The organism is Arsukibacterium perlucidum DSM 18276, assembly GCF_000382165.1.
Classification (GTDB): domain Bacteria; phylum Pseudomonadota; class Gammaproteobacteria; order Enterobacterales; family Alteromonadaceae; genus Alishewanella; species Alishewanella perlucidum.
The window spans coordinates 119,256-140,053 of the sequence record NZ_KB907704.1 but is presented as its reverse complement, the minus strand read 5'-3'; the positions used below and the strand labels follow the sequence as shown (position 1 = coordinate 140,053).

At 49.3% G+C, this 20,798-nt stretch carries 23 protein-coding genes and 1 tRNA gene; 11 read left to right on the top strand and 13 right to left on the bottom strand.

Going from position 1 to position 20,798, the window contains the following annotated elements; all coding sequences use genetic code 11:
• Positions 1 to 177 precede the first annotated feature (177 nt).
• From rpsU to H141_RS0104895, 4 genes are all read left to right on the top strand, one after another.
• Positions 178 to 393 carry a 30S ribosomal protein S21 gene (rpsU, locus tag H141_RS0104915; RefSeq protein ID WP_019675131.1) on the top strand — a complete coding sequence of 72 codons (216 nt, stop codon included), beginning with the start codon at positions 178 to 180 and terminating at the stop codon, positions 391 to 393.
• A gap of 145 nt (positions 394 to 538) precedes the next feature.
• Entirely contained in the window at positions 539 to 2,296 is a 1,758-nt protein-coding gene (dnaG, locus tag H141_RS0104910; protein WP_019675130.1) for a DNA primase, read from the top strand.
• Positions 2,297 to 2,382: 86 nt separating this feature from the next.
• Entirely contained in the window at positions 2,383 to 4,224 is a 1,842-nt protein-coding gene (gene rpoD / locus H141_RS0104905; protein WP_019675129.1) for an RNA polymerase sigma factor RpoD, read from the top strand.
• Between the two features lie 327 nt (positions 4,225 to 4,551).
• A tRNA-Ile gene (locus tag H141_RS0104895) sits at positions 4,552 to 4,628 on the top strand.
• 181 nt (positions 4,629 to 4,809) lie between these two features.
• Here H141_RS0104895 and H141_RS20745 read toward each other — a convergent pair.
• The 4 genes from H141_RS20745 to H141_RS0104880 form a co-directional block, all read right to left on the bottom strand.
• Entirely contained in the window at positions 4,810 to 6,048 is a 1,239-nt protein-coding gene (locus H141_RS20745; protein WP_051090370.1) for an MBL fold metallo-hydrolase, read from the bottom strand.
• Positions 6,021 to 6,173 carry a hypothetical protein gene (locus H141_RS21725; protein WP_205620339.1) on the bottom strand — a complete coding sequence of 51 codons (153 nt, stop codon included), beginning with the start codon at positions 6,171 to 6,173 and terminating at the stop codon, positions 6,021 to 6,023. The genes H141_RS20745 and H141_RS21725 overlap by 28 nt, the downstream gene beginning before the upstream one ends.
• 62 nt (positions 6,174 to 6,235) lie before the next feature.
• Positions 6,236 to 6,667, bottom strand: coding sequence for a YeeE/YedE family protein (locus H141_RS0104885; protein ID WP_019675127.1), 432 nt, complete (start codon positions 6,665 to 6,667; stop codon positions 6,236 to 6,238).
• Positions 6,668 to 6,689: 22 nt separating this feature from the next.
• Positions 6,690 to 7,118: a YeeE/YedE family protein gene (locus H141_RS0104880; protein ID WP_019675126.1), complete on the bottom strand. Its 429-nt coding sequence runs from the start codon at positions 7,116 to 7,118 to the stop codon at positions 6,690 to 6,692.
• A 228-nt stretch (positions 7,119 to 7,346) separates the two neighbouring features.
• Between H141_RS0104880 and H141_RS0104875 the strand changes: the two genes are divergently transcribed.
• On the top strand, positions 7,347 to 8,012 hold the full coding sequence (locus tag H141_RS0104875; protein WP_019675125.1) for a peptidoglycan recognition protein family protein: 666 nt from the start codon (positions 7,347 to 7,349) through the stop codon (positions 8,010 to 8,012).
• Here H141_RS0104875 and H141_RS0104870 read toward each other — a convergent pair.
• From H141_RS0104870 to H141_RS19860, 3 genes are all read right to left on the bottom strand, one after another.
• Positions 8,009 to 8,668 carry an alternative oxidase gene (locus H141_RS0104870; protein WP_019675124.1) on the bottom strand — a complete coding sequence of 220 codons (660 nt, stop codon included), beginning with the start codon at positions 8,666 to 8,668 and terminating at the stop codon, positions 8,009 to 8,011. The two genes, H141_RS0104875 and H141_RS0104870, sit on opposite strands and share 4 nt — an antisense overlap.
• Before the next feature lie 117 nt (positions 8,669 to 8,785).
• The gene (locus H141_RS0104865) at positions 8,786 to 10,246 is read right to left on the bottom strand and encodes an aminoacyl-histidine dipeptidase (protein ID WP_019675123.1); all 1,461 of its coding nucleotides are present in this window, start codon (positions 10,244 to 10,246) and stop codon (positions 8,786 to 8,788) included.
• Positions 10,247 to 10,380: 134 nt separating this feature from the next.
• Positions 10,381 to 11,553, bottom strand: a complete 1,173-nt coding sequence (locus H141_RS19860) for a phage tail sheath family protein (protein ID WP_019675122.1) — start codon at positions 11,551 to 11,553, stop codon at positions 10,381 to 10,383.
• Positions 11,554 to 11,728: 175 nt separating this feature from the next.
• On the opposite strand from H141_RS19860, the gene H141_RS0104855 reads away from it, so the two are divergent.
• The 4 genes from H141_RS0104855 to H141_RS0104840 all read left to right on the top strand — a co-directional run bounded on the left by H141_RS0104855 (position 11,729) and on the right by H141_RS0104840 (position 13,188).
• Entirely contained in the window at positions 11,729 to 12,337 is a 609-nt protein-coding gene (locus tag H141_RS0104855) for a DUF502 domain-containing protein (RefSeq protein WP_019675121.1), read from the top strand.
• 21 nt (positions 12,338 to 12,358) lie between these two features.
• Positions 12,359 to 12,508 carry a P-loop NTPase family protein gene (locus H141_RS21390; protein WP_019675120.1) on the top strand — a complete coding sequence of 50 codons (150 nt, stop codon included), beginning with the start codon at positions 12,359 to 12,361 and terminating at the stop codon, positions 12,506 to 12,508.
• A gap of 114 nt (positions 12,509 to 12,622) precedes the next feature.
• Complete coding sequence (locus tag H141_RS0104845; protein WP_019675119.1) at positions 12,623 to 12,901, top strand: type II toxin-antitoxin system RelE/ParE family toxin; 279 nt, start codon at positions 12,623 to 12,625, stop codon at positions 12,899 to 12,901.
• Positions 12,901 to 13,188 carry a HigA family addiction module antitoxin gene (locus tag H141_RS0104840; RefSeq protein ID WP_019675118.1) on the top strand — a complete coding sequence of 96 codons (288 nt, stop codon included), beginning with the start codon at positions 12,901 to 12,903 and terminating at the stop codon, positions 13,186 to 13,188. Before H141_RS0104845 ends, H141_RS0104840 begins: the two co-directional genes overlap by 1 nt.
• 68 nt (positions 13,189 to 13,256) lie before the next feature.
• Here the strand turns inward: H141_RS0104840 and H141_RS21720 are convergent, their stop codons facing one another.
• Positions 13,257 to 13,499: a hypothetical protein gene (locus tag H141_RS21720; RefSeq protein ID WP_157610752.1), complete on the bottom strand. Its 243-nt coding sequence runs from the start codon at positions 13,497 to 13,499 to the stop codon at positions 13,257 to 13,259.
• Positions 13,500 to 13,527: 28 nt separating this feature from the next.
• Between H141_RS21720 and H141_RS0104830 the strand changes: the two genes are divergently transcribed.
• Positions 13,528 to 14,073 carry a helix-turn-helix transcriptional regulator gene (locus H141_RS0104830; protein WP_019675116.1) on the top strand — a complete coding sequence of 182 codons (546 nt, stop codon included), beginning with the start codon at positions 13,528 to 13,530 and terminating at the stop codon, positions 14,071 to 14,073.
• Positions 14,074 to 14,153: 80 nt separating this feature from the next.
• Here H141_RS0104830 and H141_RS0104825 read toward each other — a convergent pair whose 3' ends face one another.
• The 4 genes from H141_RS0104825 to H141_RS0104810 form a co-directional block, all read right to left on the bottom strand.
• Complete coding sequence (locus H141_RS0104825; protein WP_157610750.1) at positions 14,154 to 14,993, bottom strand: MerR family transcriptional regulator; 840 nt, start codon at positions 14,991 to 14,993, stop codon at positions 14,154 to 14,156.
• Positions 14,994 to 15,237: 244 nt separating this feature from the next.
• Entirely contained in the window at positions 15,238 to 15,636 is a 399-nt protein-coding gene (locus tag H141_RS0104820) for a type II toxin-antitoxin system VapC family toxin (protein ID WP_019675114.1), read from the bottom strand.
• Complete coding sequence (locus H141_RS0104815) at positions 15,633 to 15,863, bottom strand: ribbon-helix-helix domain-containing protein (RefSeq protein WP_019675113.1); 231 nt, start codon at positions 15,861 to 15,863, stop codon at positions 15,633 to 15,635. Before H141_RS0104815 ends, H141_RS0104820 begins: the two co-directional genes overlap by 4 nt.
• Before the next feature lie 155 nt (positions 15,864 to 16,018).
• Positions 16,019 to 16,642 carry a LysE family translocator gene (locus tag H141_RS0104810; protein WP_019675112.1) on the bottom strand — a complete coding sequence of 208 codons (624 nt, stop codon included), beginning with the start codon at positions 16,640 to 16,642 and terminating at the stop codon, positions 16,019 to 16,021.
• A gap of 216 nt (positions 16,643 to 16,858) precedes the next feature.
• On the opposite strand from H141_RS0104810, the gene H141_RS0104800 reads away from it, so the two are divergent.
• Positions 16,859 to 17,785, top strand: coding sequence for a DMT family transporter (locus H141_RS0104800; protein WP_019675110.1), 927 nt, complete (start codon positions 16,859 to 16,861; stop codon positions 17,783 to 17,785).
• Between the two features lie 29 nt (positions 17,786 to 17,814).
• Here the strand turns inward: H141_RS0104800 and H141_RS0104795 are convergent, their stop codons facing one another.
• Positions 17,815 to 20,667, bottom strand: a complete 2,853-nt coding sequence (locus tag H141_RS0104795; protein WP_157610748.1) for a ligand-binding sensor domain-containing diguanylate cyclase — start codon at positions 20,665 to 20,667, stop codon at positions 17,815 to 17,817.
• Positions 20,668 to 20,798: the final 131 nt, after the last annotated feature.

The window sequence follows — 20,798 nt, the reverse complement described above, 5'->3', positions numbered from 1 at the left end:
GTACACTTGCCGGCCTTTAACGCGCGCATTGTAACGACTTCCCCCTGTCAGAGCCAGAAGATCTGATTTAAGATCACTTATTCGCTTTACATTGGTGGGGGTTTTTGCGTAAAATGCCGCACCATTTTTAATCGTAATTGGTTACTGATAACCAAGTTTGACCGAGGTGAGAATTTAATGCCTGTTGTTAAAGTAAAAGAAAACGAACCCTTTGACGTTGCATTACGTCGTTTTAAGCGCTCTTGTGAAAAAGCTGGCGTATTAGCTGATGTACGCGCAAAAGAATTTTACGAGAAGCCTACCTGGGTTCGTAAGCGCAAGAAAGCAGCAGCGGTAAAACGCCACGCTAAAAAGCTTTCTCGCGAGAATGCACGTCGGATCCGCCTGTACTAAGTTACAGTCAACCGGCGTAAACCTGCTCAACCGCACAATAGCGGTTCCAGCAAGCAGGTTCGCACTCAGGCGTCAGGCCGATATCTGCACACCGTGTTCTTTGAGCACGGTTTGTCTTTTTCTGGAAATCATATAAAGGACATCAGTGGCAGGACAAATACCCCGTCAGTTTATTGATGATCTGCTCGCCAGAACAGATATCGTCGAACTGATCGACCAACGTGTACCGCTTAAAAAAGCAGGTAGTAAAAACTACTCTGCCTGTTGCCCGTTCCATAACGAAAAAAGCCCGTCGTTTACTGTCAGCCCGGATAAACAGTTTTATCACTGTTTTGGTTGTGGCGCACACGGCAACGCCATCAGCTTTATGATGGAATTTGAGCAACTGGAATTTGTCGAAGCCATTGAAGAGCTGGCCAAACAGCTGCATATGGACGTGCCCCGCGAGCAAGGTAAAGGCCCGGCCCGCCCGGCTGCCCAGGCCGACGATTACAGCCTGATGCAACAAGCTGCTGATTTTTACCAGCAGCAACTGCAGCAACATGCCAATGGCCCAAATGTGCAGCAATATTTGCAAAAACGGGGCCTGTCACCGCAAACCATCAGCGACTTTCAGCTGGGTTATGCCCCGGATGGTTGGGACGGTGTGTTAAAGCAACTTAGCAATGGCAAACCCAAAGCGGTACGGGAGCAGTTAATTGAGCTGAAGCTGGTTAACCGTAACGATAACGGCCGCGAGTATGACTTTTTCCGCGACCGGCTGATGTTTCCTATTCACGATAAACGTGGCCGGGTTATCGCCTTTGGTGGCCGTATTTTAAATGATGGCCAGCCAAAATACCTGAACTCGCCGGAAACCCGGCTATTTCACAAAGGTCGCGAACTTTACGGCCTGTATCAGGTGCGCCAGCAACCTGGTCATCTGAAACAACTGCTGGTGGTTGAAGGGTATATGGATGTAGTAGCACTGGCCGAGCATGATATTCGCTTTGCCGTGGCGTGCCTAGGTACTGCTACTACCTCTGATCAAATGCATACCCTGTTCCGCTACAGCCCGAAAGTAATTTGCTGTTATGATGGCGACCGTGCTGGCCGCGATGCCGCCTGGCGGGCTTTACAAAACGCCCTGCCGCAGTTAAAAGACGGAGTAGAACTTAATTTTGTATTTTTACCTGACGGCGAAGACCCGGATTCACTAGTACAAAAAGAAGGCAAAGCTGCCTTTATGGCGCGCTTAGAGCAAGCGCTACCGCTAAGCCAGTATTTATTTGAGCACTTATTGCAGGAGTTTGATGCCAATAGTGACGGTGGCAAATCGGCATTAATGGCCAAAGGCAGTGAGCTAATCAAACAGATCCCCAGTAGCTTTTATCAGGAAACCCTGCAGCAAAAACTGGATAATTTACTGGGCCGCCCTAGTGAGCGGCTAAAACCGGTAACTAACCGGTCGCAAGCAAGGCCAGCGCCAGCCAGCATTAAAATGACGCCAATGCGCCGGGCTATTGCTTTGCTACTGCAAACACCAGAACTGGTTAATGTGATGCCATACGCACCCGAATTAGCCAGTGCTGAGATCCCAGGCATTAATCTGTTGCTGGCTGTACAGCAGCATTTACTGGATAAGCCCGGGCTTACCACAGCACAACTGCTGGAATACTGGCGGGATCTGCCAGAGCATGCCATCCTTTTGAAACTGGCAGCCTGGCAACATCAGATTGAACCAGAGCAGTTGTCAGCCGAATTTCTGGATACGTTCCACTCTATTGAAGACCAATACCTGCAACAACGGCTGGAAGCCCTGGAACGAAAAGATAAACTAAAACAGCTGTCCCAGGCCGAACAACATGAATATGTGCTGTTGCTAAAAGCACTGAAAAGCAAAAAACCGCGACCAGCAAGCTAACTCCGACTGGCTAGAAAAGCTTCGGTTTGTTATAATCGCTAGTTCGCATTTTTATATTAATCAACATTGGTGGAAGATAAGTCTCTATGGAGCAAAGTCCTCAGTCGCAGTTAAAACTCCTGATCATTAAAGGTAAAGAGCAAGGGTATCTTACTTTTGCCGAAGTTAACGATCACCTTCCACAAGACATTATCGACTCTGATCAAATCGAAGATATTATTCGAATGATCAATGATATGGGTATTCAGGTGTTTGAAAACGCCCCTGATGCCGATGATTTGATAATGGCCGATGCATCTACAGATGAAGATGCCGCGGAAGAAGCCGCCCAGGCGCTGGTCAGTGTCGACAAAGAGCTTGGCCGCACTACAGACCCGGTACGGATGTACATGCGGGAGATGGGTACCGTCGAGCTGTTAACCCGCGAGGGTGAAATTGACATTGCGAAACGGATTGAAGACGGTATTAACCAGGTGCAAACCTCGGTAGCTGAATATCCGGAAGCGATTACCTACCTGTTGGAGCAATGGGACAAATTTGAAGCTGAAGAAATTCGCTTAAGCGACATTGTTTCTGCCTTTATCGACCCGAACGAGATTGATGAAGCGCCAGTCATTGCCAGCCATATTGGCTCTGATGTGCCGGCAGATAAACAGGATGATGACAGCGACGACAACGATGACGACGACAGTGACGACGATGCTGAAGCCGACACTGGCCCGGATCCGGAAGAAGCCCGGATCAAGTTTGGTGAGTTGCGAAGCCAGTATGACGTTACCCGCAACTCCATCGAACAAAATGGCCGCGAACACGCCACCACCAAAGCAGAAATTGAGAAATTAAGCGAAGTATTCCGTTGCTTCCGTCTGGTGCCTAAGCAATTCGACCGCCTGGTTAAAAACATGCGCGAAATGATGGACCGGGTGCGGGTGCAAGAACGGCTGTTAATGAAGCATTGCGTTGAATACGCCAAAATGCCGAAGAAAACATTCGTTAAAGCCTTTACCGGCCATGAAACCTCCAGCGCCTGGATCGATGCTGAAATTAAAGCAGGCAAAGGCTATTCAGTTCGCTTAGAGGAAATGCGCGAAGATTTAGTTCGTAGCGTGGAAAAACTGAAAAAAGTTGAAGAAGAAACCGGCTTAAGCATCTTTAAGATTAAAGACATTAACCGCCGGATGTCGATAGGCGAAGCCAAAGCCCGTCGCGCCAAGAAAGAAATGGTCGAGGCCAACTTACGTCTGGTTATTTCTATCGCCAAAAAGTACACCAACCGCGGCTTACAATTCCTTGATTTAATTCAGGAAGGCAACATCGGCTTGATGAAAGCCGTTGATAAATTTGAATACCGTCGTGGTTATAAGTTTTCAACCTATGCCACCTGGTGGATCCGTCAGGCGATTACCCGGTCTATTGCTGACCAGGCCCGCACCATCCGGATCCCGGTGCATATGATTGAAACCATCAACAAGCTGAACCGGATTTCCCGCCAGATGCTGCAGGAAATGGGGCGCGAGCCAACACCGGAAGAATTGTCAGAGCGGATGCAAATGCCGGAAGACAAAATTCGTAAAGTGTTAAAAATAGCAAAAGAGCCTATCTCCATGGAAACCCCGATTGGCGATGATGAAGATTCGCACTTAGGCGACTTTATTGAAGATGCCGGCGGTGAATCACCACTCGACTCGGCCACCATGGAAAGCCTGAAAAACGCCACTAACGAAGTACTGGCCGGCTTAACTGCCCGCGAAGCCAAAGTACTGCGGATGCGGTTTGGTATTGATATGAATACCGACCACACCCTGGAAGAGGTAGGCAAACAATTTGACGTAACCCGTGAGCGGATCCGCCAAATTGAAGCCAAGGCCCTGCGCAAGTTGCGTCACCCGTCCCGCTCAGAAGTATTAAAAAGCTTCCTGGACGAGTAAGTACCGGCTGCATCAGCTATACAGATAAAGGCGCCAAACGGCGCCTTTTTGTTTTAACGGCCAAAAATTAAGCAGTTGAACCGCTGCATACTGATAAGCAAGATGACAAAGCCAGTAAAACTTCTTATACTGCACGCCGCTTCCTATTTAGGTATCAATAGGAAACTGTGAATGGCCCCATAGCTCAGTTGGCTGAGGGGTGGTCGCCATAAGGCGATGAGGGGTGACTTAACGTCACGCCGAAAGACACGAAGGCGAGACCGTGGATGGTCGAGCCGGAACGAGGCTACAGGATGTACCCTGACACCTCAGTAGAAAGTTTAACTTGGCCCCATAGCTCAGTTGGTTAGAGCGCTCGACTCATAATCGATCGGTCGCTGGTTCGAGTCCAGCTGGGGCCACCATTTCAAGCTTCGCCCCCATGTTGACCCTCAGCGGACTATTCCCTCTTGCAACTAAAGTTGCTACGCGTTCAACTCGCCCAAAGCAATGCTTTGTTACTACGCTCGTTTCACCCAGCTGGGGCCACCATTTCAAGCTTCGCTCTCATGTTAGCCCTCAGCGGACTATTCCCTCTTGCCGATTTTACTCAACGGGAAACCCGAGCGCTTGCCAGGCTTTCATGCCACCTAACAGATTTCTGACATCCGAAAAGCCCGCTCTTAGCAAAATACTGACGCCCAAACCGGCTCTGTGCCCGACTCCACAGGTCACTACCACTGGCCGTTGGTTATCCAGAGCCAGCTCACTGAGCCGCTCAGACAACACACCCACATAACAATGCACCGCCCCCCGGATGTGACCACTGTCGAATTCGTCAATCTCGCGCACATCCAGTACTTGCGGCATATTAGCCATTTCTTTTAATGCCCCGGGGGTGATCGCGCCACTATGCTGCAATTCCTGTCCGGCGTCCCGCCACGCTTCAAAGCCACCGGCCAGAGCAGCACGCACCTTATCCAGACCAATAATACTTAAATAACGTACCGCGGGATCTATATCGTCATCGCGATCTGTCACCAAATAGATAGGGCTATCGGCATTGCCCATCCATCCACCAAATACCGGTAAGCCGCCATGCCAGATACTGTAACTGTCTGGGATATGGCCGCCGGCAAACGCCTCGGGCAAACGGGTATCGTAAATGCGTTCGTTTTCAGACTCTTTGGCAAAATCTTCTGCTTTAAGTAAAGCCACGTCACCATTTCTTAATGCAGGGGCTAAACCACCCTGCAAATTAACCTGCTCCATATGCCGGAAATAAGGAGGCCGGGGCAGGCGCTCGCCTCCTTTCTTCCGGGCAAACTGTTCGCGCGACAGCGTAAATACGTCATTATAGGTTTTCTCATCGCCAAGCGTTGACCAGGAGCGCTCGGCCATGCCACTACCGCAGACCGAGCCCGGGCCATGAGCAGGAAGTATCAGTGCGGTATCACCCAGGCCAGCCAGCTTGTTATGCACTGAATCATAAATACGGCCGGCATTTTCTACAGATTTATGTTCATCCGGCAAATCCGAACGGCCGGTGTCACCAAAAAATAAGGTATCTCCGCTGAATATCGCCCAGGCGGCCTTTGCATCGTCATCTTTATAAACGGCGTAGCACATACTCTCAGGTGTATGACCAGGCGTATGGAATGCACGAACCAACAGCTTGCCGACATAAAACGTATCGCCGTCTTCAAGCCTGCAATCACCATGACCAAAGGTCTCATGCTTGCCATTGTAAATTCTGGCGCCGCTGCGCTTTGCTAACCATGCCGTCCCCATTACAAAATCTTCATGGCGGTGGGTCTCTACAATGTGAGTAATCCGGGTTGCCATGTCCGGGCGGTATCCAGGTATTGCTGCACATGCCGGCTGGGGTCAACCAGCATGGCTTGATCTCCATCTGCCAGCAGCCAGGCGTAGTGGGCAATGCCCGGTGTTTCAATACGTCGAAGTTCCATAATTTCATCTCCCTTGTAAGCCAGTTCGCTATCAATTCTGCGTTAGTTCGGTAGTCCTGTTGTCAGCCGTCTGTGGCCTTAGCTTTAGCGCTAAGCCAATGCTGCGCCAACATGCCAATAATCATTGCCACGACAAACAGCAACACATCCGGCTGGAGCGTGGTCACAGCAACAATGCCAGGCCCGGGGCAAAAACCAGCAACCCCCCAGCCAATACCAAAAATGCTGGCGCCAATAACCAATTTCGGGTCAATCGTTTTGTTTGATGGAGTATCGAATTTGTCAGTTAAAAGGGGGCTGCTACGTTTGCGCACCCAATAAAAACCAGGTATTGCCACGGCGATAGCGCCGCCCATTACCAGGGCCAGCGTTGCATCCCAGCGCTGGCCCCAGTCGAGGAAGTTTAAAACCCGGGCAGGATTACTCATCCCGGACACAATTAAACCCAGGCCGAATATCACGCCGCAGAACAAAGAAATAGTAATTTTTTTCATAAGCAAACTCCCTTGCCTGTTATTAGAAATAGCGGATCGTATTGGTCGTTATTACTGCCGCACCGAAAAATACCAAAGTGGCGACCAGTGACCGGGGTGAGAAACGTGCTATTCCTGCTACGCCATGGCCAGAAGTACAGCCGCTACCCAGACGGGTACCAAACCCCACCATTAAACCTGCAACCCTCATCCATAAAGAACTAACCTGCGTTTGCACCGGAAACGGACCTGCGAACAGCAGGTAAAGTGGCGAGGCCAGCAGCAAGCCGGCTAAAAAGGCGAGTCGCCAATGCTGGCCGAAGCGACGTTTAGTGAATGCCCCGGCGGTTATCCCGGAAATGCCGGCAATACGGCCAATAGTTAGCTGTAACAGCACCACTGCCGTGCCTATTAATATGCCGCCAGCCAAACCAGCCCACGGTTCAAAAGGTGTAGTAGCCCATGTGTTCATTTTTACTCCTTATATAACGGCCGCTCAGGGAAACGCTTTGCTTAAACCTGCTCTCTTCTGCAAGCTCATCCTCATCTATGCATAATTGATACCCCCCTGGTCTGCGGCGCCATAATCAGGCATCATTAGGCTGTTCTGGTTAACCAGCAGCATCAAGATCAGGTCATAATCACCAGTACGTTTTACAAAAAACGGTAATATTTACAGCGCTGGCAATAAGGAGTTCTTATGAAAAAACTACTGTTATGTCTGCTGGGACTAAGCTCGCCTTTGTATGCCACCGAGCCGACGCCCGACGATGTGGTGATTATTCAAAAGCCGATTATTTTTGATGAGACGCGTAAAGCACTGACCCTGCAATATATGCAGCAGCGCTACGGTATGCTGCAGGATGAACCCACCATAGAACCGCGGATGGTGGTGGTGCACTGGACAGTGATCCCGACTTTTGCGCAAACCTTTGCCGCCTTTAACCCGCCACAATTGCCGGCAGCCCGCGCTGGCATCAGAGCTGGCGGCGATTTAAATGTCTCCAGCCAGTTTGTAATAGACAGAGATGGCACCATTTATCAGCTGATGCCCGAAACGACCATGGCACGCCATACCATCGGCCTGAATTACACCGCTATCGGTATTGAAAATATTGCTGATGGCGACACCTTACCAATGACTGAAGCACAGTTAGACGCCAATACCAGACTGATTACTTATTTAGCAAAAAAGTATCCGATAGAGTATGTGCTGGGCCACAGCGAGTGCCACAGATTCAGAGATACCAGTTGGTGGAGGGAAACCGATGCCAATTATTTTACCGAAAAGAACGACCCGGATATCGCCTTTATGAACCAGCTGCGCAATAAGTTAAGCAAATTGTCGCTAAAACCTCTGCCCTAGCTCTGCTCAGTCGCCAGCTGGTTAGCAAAATCGTGATTCACGTCGCGATGATTTGCTTCATCAGCCCGTACCGCAATAATAACCTCACGTAAACGGGCATCAGCTGCTAAGTTCCAGTAATCAATCGCAACCTTTGGCGCGGGTATATTATCGATAGCGCCATTGTCTACTTCCTGCAGGTAACAGCTATAGCTGTACACTGCTTCTTCTTCAAAATAGCCTACCAGGCGGTGAGCGGTTTTTGCCGAAATAATATACAGCAACAGGAAACCGGTAAAAAACAGCCCCTGGGCCAGCAGGATCAGAAACCGCTCAAACCAGTTTGGTTTGGCAATTTCAATAAAAGTCATCAGGTGCATCCGCTCATTTTCTGCTTCATCCAGCAAGGTACGGATCCAGCCATTGTCTTGTTCCATGCGCCGCAAACTGCGCATATGGCGCAGCATTCCTGCTACCATGCCCGGCACACCTGCGACAGTCTCCAGGATGACGGCCCGGTGGCCATAACGTTTGGCAAAAAAAGTATCAGCGCAAAAGCGCAGCATCCTGGTCAGACGAAAAGCTATGCGATCAGATATATTGGCGGGGGTGTGGTGAGTAGCTAAAGGATCATCTGTTATATCTGTATTGTGCGTGTTGTCGGCTGGTGCTGACATTAATCACTCCCTGGTTAAACAGAATGAGCTCAGTATGTTCGTAATAAACTTAACCTTTGCTGAGTCTGGCCATTTACCGTCAGGTAAATGGCCAGAACGTTCCTGCTGCATTATTCCTCAGGCTTTCACGGGGATCCGTTCCAGCACGGCCAACAGCAATTGCCAGTACTGACCAACCGTTTCAATATTGACCATTTCGTCCGGGCCATGTGGGTAACGAATAGTCGGGCCAATCGAAACCATGTCCATATCCGGGTAAGGCTTTTTAAATAAGCCGCATTCCAAACCAGCGTGGATCACCATAATTACCGGTTGTTTGTGGTAAATATCCTGGTAGGTATCGTTTACGATTTTCATCACTGCCGATTCAGGCTCAGGCTTCCAGCCCGGATAAGCCCCACTGAAACTCACTTCAGCCCCGGCCAGTTCTGCCAGCGAAGCCAACATGGTTTCAACCTGCTCCCGGCCTGAATCAATCAGCGAACGAATTAAACACAGCACCTGCACCTGATCAGCTGCAGTGTGAATTACCCCCATATTGAGCGACGTTTCGGTAACTCCGGGAATATCATCGCTCATGCGCATTACGCCATTAGGACAGGCGTGTAACAGGTTTAACAGTGCTAGCTGGCTGGCGAGAGTCATCACCCGCTGTGGCAGGCTGGTTTGGCGCAGGCTGAATTTAATTGCGGGCTCTACTGCGGCCAGTTCCTGCTGTACTAGCTGCTCAAAAATAGTGATTTTCTGCTGCAGCAAATCCAGCTTCGCCGCCGGCAAACACAAGCTTACAGAAGCTTCCCGTGGAATGGCATTGCGGAGCGAACCACCAGATAAGTCGCTTAGCTGCAGTTCCAGCTCACGCGCTTCAGCCACTAAAAAGCGGGCCAGCAATTTGTTGGCATTACCCCGGCCTAAATGAATATTGACCCCGGAATGGCCGCCTTTTAAGCCGCTTAAACTGAGGGTAACGGCTTCGCTGCCTGCCGGTGCATCCTGCCAGCTGACAGGTACGCTGAATTCAGCATCTACCCCGCCGGCACACCCCATATAAATTTCACCTTCCTGCTCAGAATCGGTATTAATGAGTATTTCAGCTTCCAACACGCCAGGTTCCAGGCCAAAGGCGCCGGTCATACCGGCTTCTTCGTCAATGGTTAACAGCACCTCTAACGGACCATGTTTAACATCCGGGCTGCCTAAAATCGCCAGCGCTGAGGCCATGCCAATGCCATTATCGGCACCCAGGGTAGTGCCATTGGCTGTTACCCAGTCACCATCAACATAGGCCTCGATAGGATCTTTGCTGAAGTCGTGTACTTTGTCGGCATTTTTCTGCGGCACCATATCTAAATGCGCCTGAATAACCACAGGTTTACGGTTTTCCATACCCGGCGTGGCCGGTTTCTTGATAATAAGATTGCCTACCTTGTCCTCAACTACATTTAAACCCTGCCTGCGGGCCCACTGCTGAATATGCTGACTTAACGCCTGTTCGTGTTTTGATGGGTGAGGAATGGCACAAATTTGTTCAAACCATTGCCATAATGGTTGCGGATATAAAGTACTTAAAGCAGCCACAAATACTCCTGAAAAATGGGTTAACTACGCAGAAAATTTGTGCCAGTTTAGCATAAGCGGCACGCAGAGTTGAGCGCCGCTCCGGCGAATGGCGACGCTGCCAGTTGGTAATGTAAAGAAGTGCTGCCAGGGTGTCAGGGCGGGCTGAGTTTATAAACGATACGTATCAACACAAACTCTGCCGGTTTAACCGGAGCAAAGCCCAGCAGAATTACCAGCTGCTGTTGGTCAATATCGTGCTGCGTCATAGTATCACCCCAGTCACAGCGCACAAAAAACGCCTCTTTTGGCGAGGCCCCCTGCATAGCGCCAGCGCGATACAGCGTACTTAAAAAGTTACTGACATTACGACGCACCGCTTGCCAGAGCGGCTGGGCATTGGGCTCAGAAGCCGTCCACTGCAGGCTTTGGCATATACTTTGCTCCAGAAATATGGCAGTGCGGCGCACTGAGATGTAGCGCCACTCAGGATCAGTCTGGGCTGCCAGGGTACGAGCACCCCATAACACAGTGCCCACTCTGGGCAAGCTGCGGATACAGTTTACCCCCAGTGGATTTAACTGCTGCTGGCTGGTGTTCTCAACCGTAAACTGTAAACCCGTTACCCCCAAAACTTTTGCAGATACTCCAGCTGGCGCTTTCCAGACACCGTGGCTAGTGTCGGTTCGGGCATACACCGCCGCCGCGACCGCCGAAGGTGCTATTGTCAGCGTTTTGGCTACCAGCGGGTTAGTGGTGGCGTGGTATAGCGGATTTGCCATTATTAACCAGGGATAATACAGCGCGGCATAACTTGAGACTGGCAAATTTAATGCGGTAACACTGGCCGCGTTGTTAAGCTGCTGGTCAGGTGCAATATCCAGCAATAACATACAACGACGCACCTGCTGACAAAATGCCAGAGCGCTGCTAAAAGCAGCGTTGCTGGCCATGGCCCCCCAATAATGACCAGGCAGCACCAACAGGCTGACATCATGGCAGCTGCTTAGTACATTCTGAAAAAACGACGGATAGTCATCATCTGTTACCCGGCAGATATAAGCACTTCTACCACCATTGCCATAATAAGCCATTACGGCCCGGGTCATCTCATCCGGGGCATCAGTATCAGACTGGCCAGGTTGTTGCTCCGGGTGCTGAAACTGCTGTTGGTATTCAGCAAAGCTGCTAATTAACACAGGCTCGGCTACCGGCCCCCACGCAGCATTACCGACAAACGCTACTGTGGCTGTGGTAGCCGCCGTTACCGGCTTACCAATAATGGTTGAGTTCTGTCGATAAACACCTGGCTGAATAGAGTTTGCCATCGCTTTGCTTTCCCGTTAACTAGCCACAGTTAAAGGTAGACAGAAAGCGTGGTCATTGCCATGCTGCGCACGTTAAAAATACAAAGCCAGCTTTCGCAAGTAGCTAGTGCATTACCTTGCATAACTGTTATGCTTGAGCTCTTCCGTTTGTTTGCCCCATATATAAAGATCCCCCATGAAGATTATTGTTAAAAGCTTATTAAAAGGCCTGGCTATTATTCTGCCACTGGTTATCACCCTTGAGTTGCTGCGCTGGCTGCTGCATACGGTTGAAACTGTGCTAACACCCGTATTGCAGTTGGTGCTGCCAGAGAGATGGTATTTACCCGGCATGGCAATTCTGGCCTTTATTCTGGTATGTATTGCAGTAGGTTACAGTTCAAAATGGCCGAACTTTAACTGGTTTTGGCAATTGCCAGGCAAGGTGTTAATGAAGCTTCCGGGTACCAAACAGGTATATGGCATGCTGCAGGACATTATCGACCTGATGTCTGGTAAAAACTTTACCGATGGCTCGGTAGTTATGGTTAAGTTACCTTCGTCTGAAATTGAATTAATTGGCATTGTCACTAAGCACGGCGGCCAACCGCATGACCGCATGTCGTCATTGATGCAGGAAGAGCAATTGGCAGTATTTATTCCCATGGCTTATAACGTTGGCGGTTATACCATTATCATTCCCCGAAGCTGTACCAGAAACATTGAGATGAAACCTGCCGAGGCGTTGCAACTGGTATTAAGTGGTGGCCTGGGGAACACTAAAGCACCGGGTAAAGGCTGGTAACACGACTCTAGCCGTTACCATATGGACGAACCTGACAACCACCTGGATCTGGACGCCAAACAACTGCTGGCAACAGCGCTATCGCAATACCCGGCAGGTTTTGTGGTCGTCAGCCATGATCAGTATTTTATTGAACAGTTGGGGATTGATACGGTGCTGCGATTGGCATAGCTGATAAACGCCAATGCCAGAACTATCTTTACTGAACGCTGCTGCACTGTTGCGTTACACGCACCACACTGCTATGCTGCGTATAACGCAACACCAAATAATACTATAGACTCTATGATTAAAAGCTTTAAGCACAAAGGGTTAAAAAAGTACTTTGAAACCGGATCTACGGTCGGCATCGACCCAAAACAAGCAAAGAAAATCAGTACCCGCCTTAGCGTACTAGATTTGGCCAAAGAAATTAACGATATAGATCTGCCTGGTTTTTCTCTGCATCCGTTAACCGGGGATCGCAAAGGCCAATGGTCGATAGCCGTCACTGGCAACTGGCGGATTACTTTTGAGCTTACTGATGGCGATGTGTACATCGTAAATTATGAGGATTACCACTAATGGTTACCATGTATAACCCGCCTCATCCAGGCGAACTGATTAAAGAAACCATGGAGGCTCTGGGGGTCAGTGCCCGCAAACTGGCATTAGCACTGAATGTGGCCCCTTCGACTGTGCAAAGGCTGATCAGCGGTAAGTCTGATATTTCACCGGAAATGGCTATTCGTCTCTCAGCAGTAATCGGCAGTTCCGAGCGAGTCTGGATGGGCATGCAGGATGCTTATGATCTATGGCATGCCAGGCAGAAAATTGATACCTCTAAGCTACAGCGGCTATGTAGCGCCTAATTCACTTTCGACCCATTAAAGTTGTCATTTGACAACCTTAATATTTACAACTAGGATCGACAAGGATTTCATTGCATGCCAAGGAAAAAGCATCCTAAAAAGACATTGAAGATGCTTTGCAATATGCCGAGCAGCACGGCTGGGTTATTGAAGTAGGCGGCAGCCATGCCTGGGGGAGAATGTATTGCCCCTATAACGATAATAGCTGCCGCTGCGGTGAATTTTGTATTGCCAGTATCTGGAGTACACCAAAAAGCCCAGCCAACCATGCCCGGCAAGTTAAGCGGGTGGTTGATAACTGCACCGCTCAACGAAACCATAACTTTAAGGAGTAAGCCGATGAAATTATATGAGTTTACCTTAAAGTTCAACCTGCCTGATGGTGACCATAATGCCGAAAATTATGTTGCGGCACTGGCGCAATCTGGCTGCGACGATGCCCTTATTGGTATTGGCCAACCAGGCCGCATTGCACTGCAATTTAGCCGTGAAGCCAACAGTGCTTTCGCTGCAATAACCTCAGCCATTAAAGATGTTAAAGCTGCCATTCCACGCGCCGCCCTTATTGAAGCTACTCCGGATTTGGTTGGCTTAACATATATTGCCGACTTACTCGGCTTTAGCCGGCAAAATATGCGAAAGCTTATGCTCAACCATAGCCAAAGCTTTCCCGCTCCGCTGCACAGCGGCAGCACCAGTATCTGGCATTTGGCCAAAGTGCTTAGCTGGTTTAGCAAACAGCAAAACAAAGTTGTAGCGGCCGAGATCAGCGAAGTGGCTCAGGTAACCATGCAGGTAAATATCGCCAGATCACTAAGCGAACTGCAACCCGACACCCGCCAGGAGTTTATGCAAATTCAGGAAGAGCTGGCGCAGTATCGTTGAACAATAAAATTTACGTCGCCAGAAAGCGAAAAGCCCCGATGCTACTCACCGAGGCTAGAACGCCGACCGGCCCTGAGGTATTACTCAGAAGATAAAGAGCCAACAGCCACTTGCCGGTACTTATCAATATTACCTTTAAACTTATGCTCGGCAAAATACATCATTGCTTCATGCAGATGCTCCGGCAGTGACGGTGCATAGTGCGCAAACAATTCATAAGCTAACGGTTCTTGAATTATAGCATCGGCCAACGTCAGATAGCCCTGATAACCAATACCCGAAAATTCTTCACCTTTACACATTTGACGCAAAAACCGATTTTGCAGTTTTAAATGCTCTAACACCAATTGCTGTACGTCTTCCGCATGAACCGGTAGCGACAGAACCTGCAAGTACTCCTGCAGCCAATGCTCCAGCACCTGCTGAAATTGTTCAGACTCCTGCTGCGTTAAATTACCCAACGACTGCATTACATCTTTGTAGTCACTTTGGTCTGACGCCATTTCGGCAAACTGGCTTTTCCAGCGTGCCGTTTTTTCCGCTGGTAACCCAGTAAACAGTATGTCCAGATTTTTTTCACCTTGCGCAATGCTCATAGCCACCTCGATATGGTTGATAATTAACTGAGTTTTGTCGAGTTTGCGTAACAGTACATCGCGCTGCTCTGCCAGTGCGCTGTAGGCATCAAAATGCTGACTGCACATCACGTCTCTTATTTTATCCAGACTGAATTCCAGTTGCTTGTACACCAAAATCTGATGCAATCTGGCAAGATGCTGCTCCGTGTATTCACGATAACCGTTATCTTGCCGTCGTATTGGTGACAGCAAACCGATATTGTCGTAATGATGTAAAGTACGGATACTGACACCAGCCATCTGACTTACCTGACTAACCGAGAAAGTGTTGTGTGTTGCCACCCTGATACCTGCCTTATATTGTTAAGCTAAACCCGCGAGCACCAGCCTGCGCTATTACGCCACGTCAGGGTCAAGCCCTTTTTTTGCAGTTATAGCGCTATTCTGGCTGGTTGTAACAATGCCAGAAATAAGCATTACCTAAGTTAGGAGCAAACCGAAATAAGGCGGGAATAATCCGAAGTAATCAGTCCCCATTCTTGTCTTTATTGCATGCGCAATTGAAATGCCGGTGGGTATATAGCTCTTATTCAAACCAATTTTCTACGTTCAACCCAGCAATTCTGGAAAACTCACTGACATTACGGGTTACCAGTATGGCCCCAGCTGCTTTAGCACTGGCCGCTATAAGGTTATCCAATGGGCCAATCATAAGGCCTTGTTGCTCCAGATCGGCCCGGACATCTGCGGCAATACGTACGGCTTTGGCATCAAATGGAATAACCTGAATAACCTTCAATAGCTCATTGAGCTGATCACGCCTTTTAGCCGGAGCCTGCGATTTAGCAATACCTGTTTCCAGCTCGTACAACACCACCGCTGGTAATAAAATATCACCTGGTATTTTTGCTAACAGCTTTTGCTCCACACTACCCATACCTTTAAAAAAATAAATCAGGGTGTTGGTATCAAGCGCATATTTCATAGCGGCTCTCGCGGGATGTCTTTACCCTGTTCGACACGGATTTCCGCCTGCTGCGGAAATACCTGCCAGCTGCCAGCCATTTCTCGCACAGCTAATGGCCAGTCATTATGAAAATTCTGGCGGATAAGGTCAGCGATCCACTGGCTTTGCGATACCTTCGCTTGTGCCGCAGATTGCTTTACCTGCTGGATTAGCTCGTCATCAAGATAAATAGTAATTTGTGCCATAACCACCTCCACCCAAGCGTATAAGTGCAAGTATAATTGCACTTATATCAAATGCAAAATATTGCCATAAAAAATTCCCTTGCTCCTTTCGAAGCCACGCCAGAGCGGGTGTATCGGGCCTTTTCAGAGCCCGAGGCGCTGGTGAAGTAGTGGTTTTACCCCAGCACCATCCATAGCGCTACGCCAAACATCAGGCTGGCGCCGATGCGGTTTAAATACTGCACCCGGTTAGAGCGGGTTAAAAATAATGCCAGCGCTTTGCCGCCGCTGGCATACAGCAGCATCGACAAAAACTCTAAAAGTAAAATAATGCTGATTAAGATAACTAACTGCGGCCAGAAGGCCAGCTGGCTGTCGATAAAAGGCGGTAACAGCGCCATATGAAAGGCCCAGCCTTTCGGGTTAGATACCGCGGTAATAAAGCCCTGGCTAAACAGGGTACGCCTTGGCAGTAACTGCGGCAACAAGCCCGCCGCCGGGATGGCCAGCTTGCCTTTAGCGCGCCACATTTGCAGGCCAATAAATGCCAGATAACCGGCACCTAAAATTTTAAACCATTGAAACACGCTGGGAAACTGCAGCATTATCGCCGCCACACCCAACACCGCCAGCATTGCAACCAGTGCCACTCCCAGCATTTCGCCCCACATCATCCAGAAGGTGCGACGTACACCCTGGCTCATGCCTAACGTCATTGCCAGGGTCATACACATGCCCGGGGTAACCGAGACAAATAAAAATGTCGGAATAAACGCACCCATCAGGGCCAGATTAACCATAGCAACCTCTACTGCAAGCTGGCGCTATTCTGGCTGATCGTTGCTAAAGCAGCAAGGTGCTTAAACGGCGATTTTAGTGTAACAGGCGCAGCCGCCGCAGCCGGTCCCGCGATTGTGACATTAGTCGCAAAAACAGCAAATGTTAGCATTTGCCACTGGCTGAAATAGTGGGTTCGCCGTATCATCTGCCATCCAAATTAGGTTACCGATGCTGCTATGCAAAACACCCTGCTTTATCTTGTTACTGTGCTGATCTGGGGCTCCACCTGGATTGCTATCGAGTTTCAGCTTGGTGACGTTGCGATAGAGGCATCGCTGTTTTATCGCTTTGCTTTGTCGGCAGTATTGATGTGGTTGTTTTGCTGGTGGCGCCGCTTACCAATGCGCTTTAGTCCGACCGATCACGGTTTTATCGCCTTACTGGCGATTCTTAATTTTGCTCTGAATTATCTGCTGATTTATCAGGCGCAACAGCATCTGACCTCGGCAATGGCCGCCATTGCCTTTACCACTATGCTGCTGATGAACATTATTAACACCCGGCTGTTTTTCGGCAAACCGGTTGCCAAGCGTATCTACTTTGGTGCTTTGATGGGCATTGCCGGCATTGTGGTATTGTTTTACCCCGACTTAGACGGGCTTGACCTGACTAACGCCAGCCTGCTGGGTTTATTGCTGGTACTGGGCAGTGCGCTAAGTGCCTCCCTGGGCAATATGGTCAGTGTGCGCAACTCGCGGGCCGGCCTGCCGATTATGCAGGTAAACGCCTGGGGTATGCTGTATGGCAGTATTGCTCTGGCGCTGCTGGTCTGGTTAAGCGGTAAGCCTTTTAGCTTTAGCACATCGCCATCTTTTATACTGTCTTTGCTATATTTAGCAGTATTTGGCTCGGTTATCGCCTTTGCCAGCTACTTTGCGCTACTGAAACGAATGGGCCCGGAAAAAGCCAGCTACGTAATAGTATTGTTCCCGTTGGTGGCGGTAGTGCTAAGCACCTTGTTTGAAGATTTTGTCTGGACCGGTTATACCTTCGCCGGTTTTGCGCTGGTGCTGGCCGGAAATGCGCTGGTATTAACGCCCTTTGCTAAAATAAAAGTATTGTTGCTTAAACCAAAGTTACCTGGAAAGCCGCTACTGCCCTGACCACCAGGGCATAGTGGCAATAATTCAGCTCAGGCCTGATGGTAGCACCAGGCAAGCTGTTGCTGTTTACTGCGATACATAGCCTGGTCTGCCTGCTGCAACAGCAAATCGGCATTAACCTGATTCTGACTATTAAACACAGTGATACCAATACTGCAACTAAGGCTAAGATCAGTCAGTTGTCCCAATTGGTATTGTTGACACAGGCTGCTGCTAATGCGCTGAACCGTGTTTTCCAGCTCTTGCTGATGTTGGATATGCGATAAAATAACCACAAACTCATCACCAGCCAGGCGTGCGGCAAAGTCTGTATTGCGAATGGCCTGAGTTAATCTTGCCGCTACCTGAATCAGCAACTGGTCACCCGCCTCATGGCCGCAATTATCGTTTAGTTGCTTAAAATGGTTCAGATCGAAGAACAGTAGCGCCAGTTGCTGTTGGCCGTTGCGACATTGCTGCAACCGCTGCTGTAATTCGTGTTTGAAATAGCGTCGATTGGGCAAGCCGGTTAAGGCATCATGGTTTGCAACCTTCTTCAGATTGCTGAAGCGTGCCAGTAACCAGGCCAGCACCAGCAACAATAGCAGCAAACTGCCAAATGCATACAGCCATTTGGCTGTGGTACTCAGATACCATGGCGCGGTCAGCAGTAGCGTGATATCTGTACTTTGCTCATTCCACATACCCTCGGCATTACTCGACCGCACTTTTAGCTGGTAATCACCATAAGGTAAACCGCTCAGGCTGAGCTGATTATTCAGCATGGGCTGCCAGTTGTTTAGTATTGGCTGCAGCTGATATTGATACTTGATACGCTCGGGACTGAAATAATCCAGCGCAGCAAACTGAAACGCGTAATAGCTGGCATCTGGCGGCACCGTCAGCCGTGCTTTGTTAACATTAACCTGCTCAGTCATCAGCTGCACTTCGGTTAAATGCAATGCGGGAAAATCGGTATGCTCGGGCAGCGCGTCATCTTTAAAAAACACTAACCCCTGATTACCGCCAAAAGCCTGAATACTGCCCGCTTGTCTCAGACTGGCATTAGCATGAAACTCCATATCCAACCAGTGTAAGTAACGGGATAAACGTCTGACAGTCAGGGTGGCAGGGTTTATCTGGCTCAGCGTTTTCATTCCGGTTAACCAAACCTGGCCGTCGGATGCCAGGGCTAAGGCCCGTAATTGATTTTCTGCCAGACCATCCTCCTGCCGCAGTTGCCGATTCAACTGCCACTGCCCCTGCTGCAATTCCAGAATTAACAAACCATGGTCCTGAGTACTGGCCCACACCTGCTTACCCACCTGCAATAAGCTGGTAATGTGCAATGTTTGGGTTGCCAGTGCGGGTATTAACTCTGCAAGCGGCGTTAGCTGTTGGTCGATAAGCTGAAACAAACCGTTATCCGTTGCCAGCAAATAGCCTTGGGGTTGTGGCAACATGTCAGTAATATAGCCGGCAGCTGTAATCTGAGTGTGCGATATATACTGTTCGCCAACTACATCGTAAACCGCAAAATGGCCGCGATAATACCCTAACAACAGTAGCTGCTGATGCAGCCGCAGACTGTACACTTCAGTTACTCTGCCAGGCTGCTGCCAGGGTGGCACTGGCCAGCTGCGCACCTTACCCGTCGTGGGCGCAAAAGCCAGCAAACCAAGATTAGTAGCCAGCAGCAACTCATCTGCCAGCGGCTGCATGCCCCAAATTACCGTGCGCGGCAATTGCCCGGTAGCATCACCACTGGGGTACACTGTTAGCTGATGTTGCTGCAAATCATAGCGATTAAGCCCATCCTCACTGCCAAACCACAGTTGATCCTCATCCAGAGCCAGCGACCAGATATGCTTATTAGTAATTTGCTGGTATTCGCCAAGATGGCGGATAGCCTGATCAGCCAGATTGGTAACTGCCAGGCCATTGGTGGTCGCTATCCAAAGCTGTTGCTGCTGATCAACATATAACTGGCTGATGTTATCGTGCGGCAGACTATACTGGATCTGCGGATGGTATCGATAATGGGCAATCTTGCCATCTTCAAGCGATAAGCTGCTGATGCCATCATAAAAATAGCCCAGCCATAGCTGGTCAGCTTGTTTAACTAACGACCACAGACTGTTGCTACTCAGTTGGTCAGCCTGCAACCACTGCCGGACAACCTGACGAGTGTCAGGGTCAAACAACAGTAAGCCGTCGCGGTCAGTAGCCAGATAAAACTTATTTTCAATTACTATTGCATCAAATATCCGCTGATCACGAATATCAATCTCAGGATTACCCCGCAGTGACATTTCGCTAACAGCAGCAGCCGTCTCATCAACCTTAAACAGGCCCTGCTTGCTGCCCAGCCACAAATGGCCCTGATGGCCAAACATCACTTTCACTTCCAGCTCAGGCGCATATTGCACGATATCCTGGCCATCTGCTGACAACTTAAACGCCCCCTGATCAGTGCCCACCCAAAGCTGCTGCAACGGGTCCTGAAATAAACTTAAGATAGTAGGAGGTCGCTCGCTGAGCGGTATATGCCGGAATTGCTTTGTGTCGTCATTAAATAAGAACAGGCCGCGGGCGGTACCAACCCACAGCCGTTGCTGCTGATCTTCCAGCAAGCTAATTACATCGTTGCTAATCATGCCGCTATCGGTGCTAATCTGAAAATTACTGAAGTTTGCGCCATCAAAGCGGCTTAAACCGCCTTTACTGCCAAGCCAGATAAAACCATCCTGACGTTGTAGTACCTTATTTATATACGCAGATGGCAGACCATCACGCACCGTCAAGCGCCGCACATGCAATTCATCGGCTGCCAACTGATAGCTTGCAGCCATGGCATCAAAACACAACAGACCAATGATCAGCAACGCTACAGGTATTTTCATTACGGCTTCACGCCAGCCTTCAGATTGATTTACCTTAGCAAAGAGTATCAGGATATTCAAAAAAGCACTGAAAATTTCCTGAAACAACCATGCCAGGTTAAGTTATTGTTTATAAATTATAATTTAATGAT

Excerpts from the sequence above, each read along its gene's own strand:
- H141_RS0104870 (WP_019675124.1), bottom strand. The coding sequence starts at position 8,668 with ATGTCAGCACCAGCCGACAACACGCACAATACAGATATAACAGATGAT.
- H141_RS0104800 (WP_019675110.1), top strand. The coding sequence starts at position 16,859 with ATGCAAAACACCCTGCTTTATCTTGTTACTGTGCTGATCTGGGGCTCC.
- H141_RS0104880 (WP_019675126.1), bottom strand. The coding sequence starts at position 7,118 with ATGAACACATGGGCTACTACACCTTTTGAACCGTGGGCTGGTTTGGCT.
- H141_RS0104815 (WP_019675113.1), bottom strand. The coding sequence starts at position 15,863 with ATGGCACAAATTACTATTTATCTTGATGACGAGCTAATCCAGCAGGTA.
- H141_RS21390 (WP_019675120.1), top strand. The coding sequence starts at position 12,359 with ATGGACGAACCTGACAACCACCTGGATCTGGACGCCAAACAACTGCTG.
- H141_RS20745 (WP_051090370.1), bottom strand. The coding sequence starts at position 6,048 with ATGGCAACCCGGATTACTCACATTGTAGAGACCCACCGCCATGAAGAT.
- H141_RS0104810 (WP_019675112.1), bottom strand. The coding sequence starts at position 16,642 with ATGGTTAATCTGGCCCTGATGGGTGCGTTTATTCCGACATTTTTATTT.
- H141_RS0104830 (WP_019675116.1), top strand. The coding sequence starts at position 13,528 with ATGAAATTATATGAGTTTACCTTAAAGTTCAACCTGCCTGATGGTGAC.
- H141_RS0104855 (WP_019675121.1), top strand. The coding sequence starts at position 11,729 with ATGAAGATTATTGTTAAAAGCTTATTAAAAGGCCTGGCTATTATTCTG.
- H141_RS19860 (WP_019675122.1), bottom strand. The coding sequence starts at position 11,553 with ATGGCAAACTCTATTCAGCCAGGTGTTTATCGACAGAACTCAACCATT.
- H141_RS0104875 (WP_019675125.1), top strand. The coding sequence starts at position 7,347 with ATGAAAAAACTACTGTTATGTCTGCTGGGACTAAGCTCGCCTTTGTAT.
- H141_RS0104820 (WP_019675114.1), bottom strand. The coding sequence starts at position 15,636 with ATGAAATATGCGCTTGATACCAACACCCTGATTTATTTTTTTAAAGGT.
- rpoD (WP_019675129.1), top strand. The coding sequence starts at position 2,383 with ATGGAGCAAAGTCCTCAGTCGCAGTTAAAACTCCTGATCATTAAAGGT.
- H141_RS0104795 (WP_157610748.1), bottom strand. The coding sequence starts at position 20,667 with ATGAAAATACCTGTAGCGTTGCTGATCATTGGTCTGTTGTGTTTTGAT.
- H141_RS21725 (WP_205620339.1), bottom strand. The coding sequence starts at position 6,173 with ATGGAACTTCGACGTATTGAAACACCGGGCATTGCCCACTACGCCTGG.
- H141_RS0104840 (WP_019675118.1), top strand. The coding sequence starts at position 12,901 with ATGGTTACCATGTATAACCCGCCTCATCCAGGCGAACTGATTAAAGAA.
- H141_RS0104885 (WP_019675127.1), bottom strand. The coding sequence starts at position 6,667 with ATGAAAAAAATTACTATTTCTTTGTTCTGCGGCGTGATATTCGGCCTG.
- rpsU (WP_019675131.1), top strand. The coding sequence starts at position 178 with ATGCCTGTTGTTAAAGTAAAAGAAAACGAACCCTTTGACGTTGCATTA.
- H141_RS0104845 (WP_019675119.1), top strand. The coding sequence starts at position 12,623 with ATGATTAAAAGCTTTAAGCACAAAGGGTTAAAAAAGTACTTTGAAACC.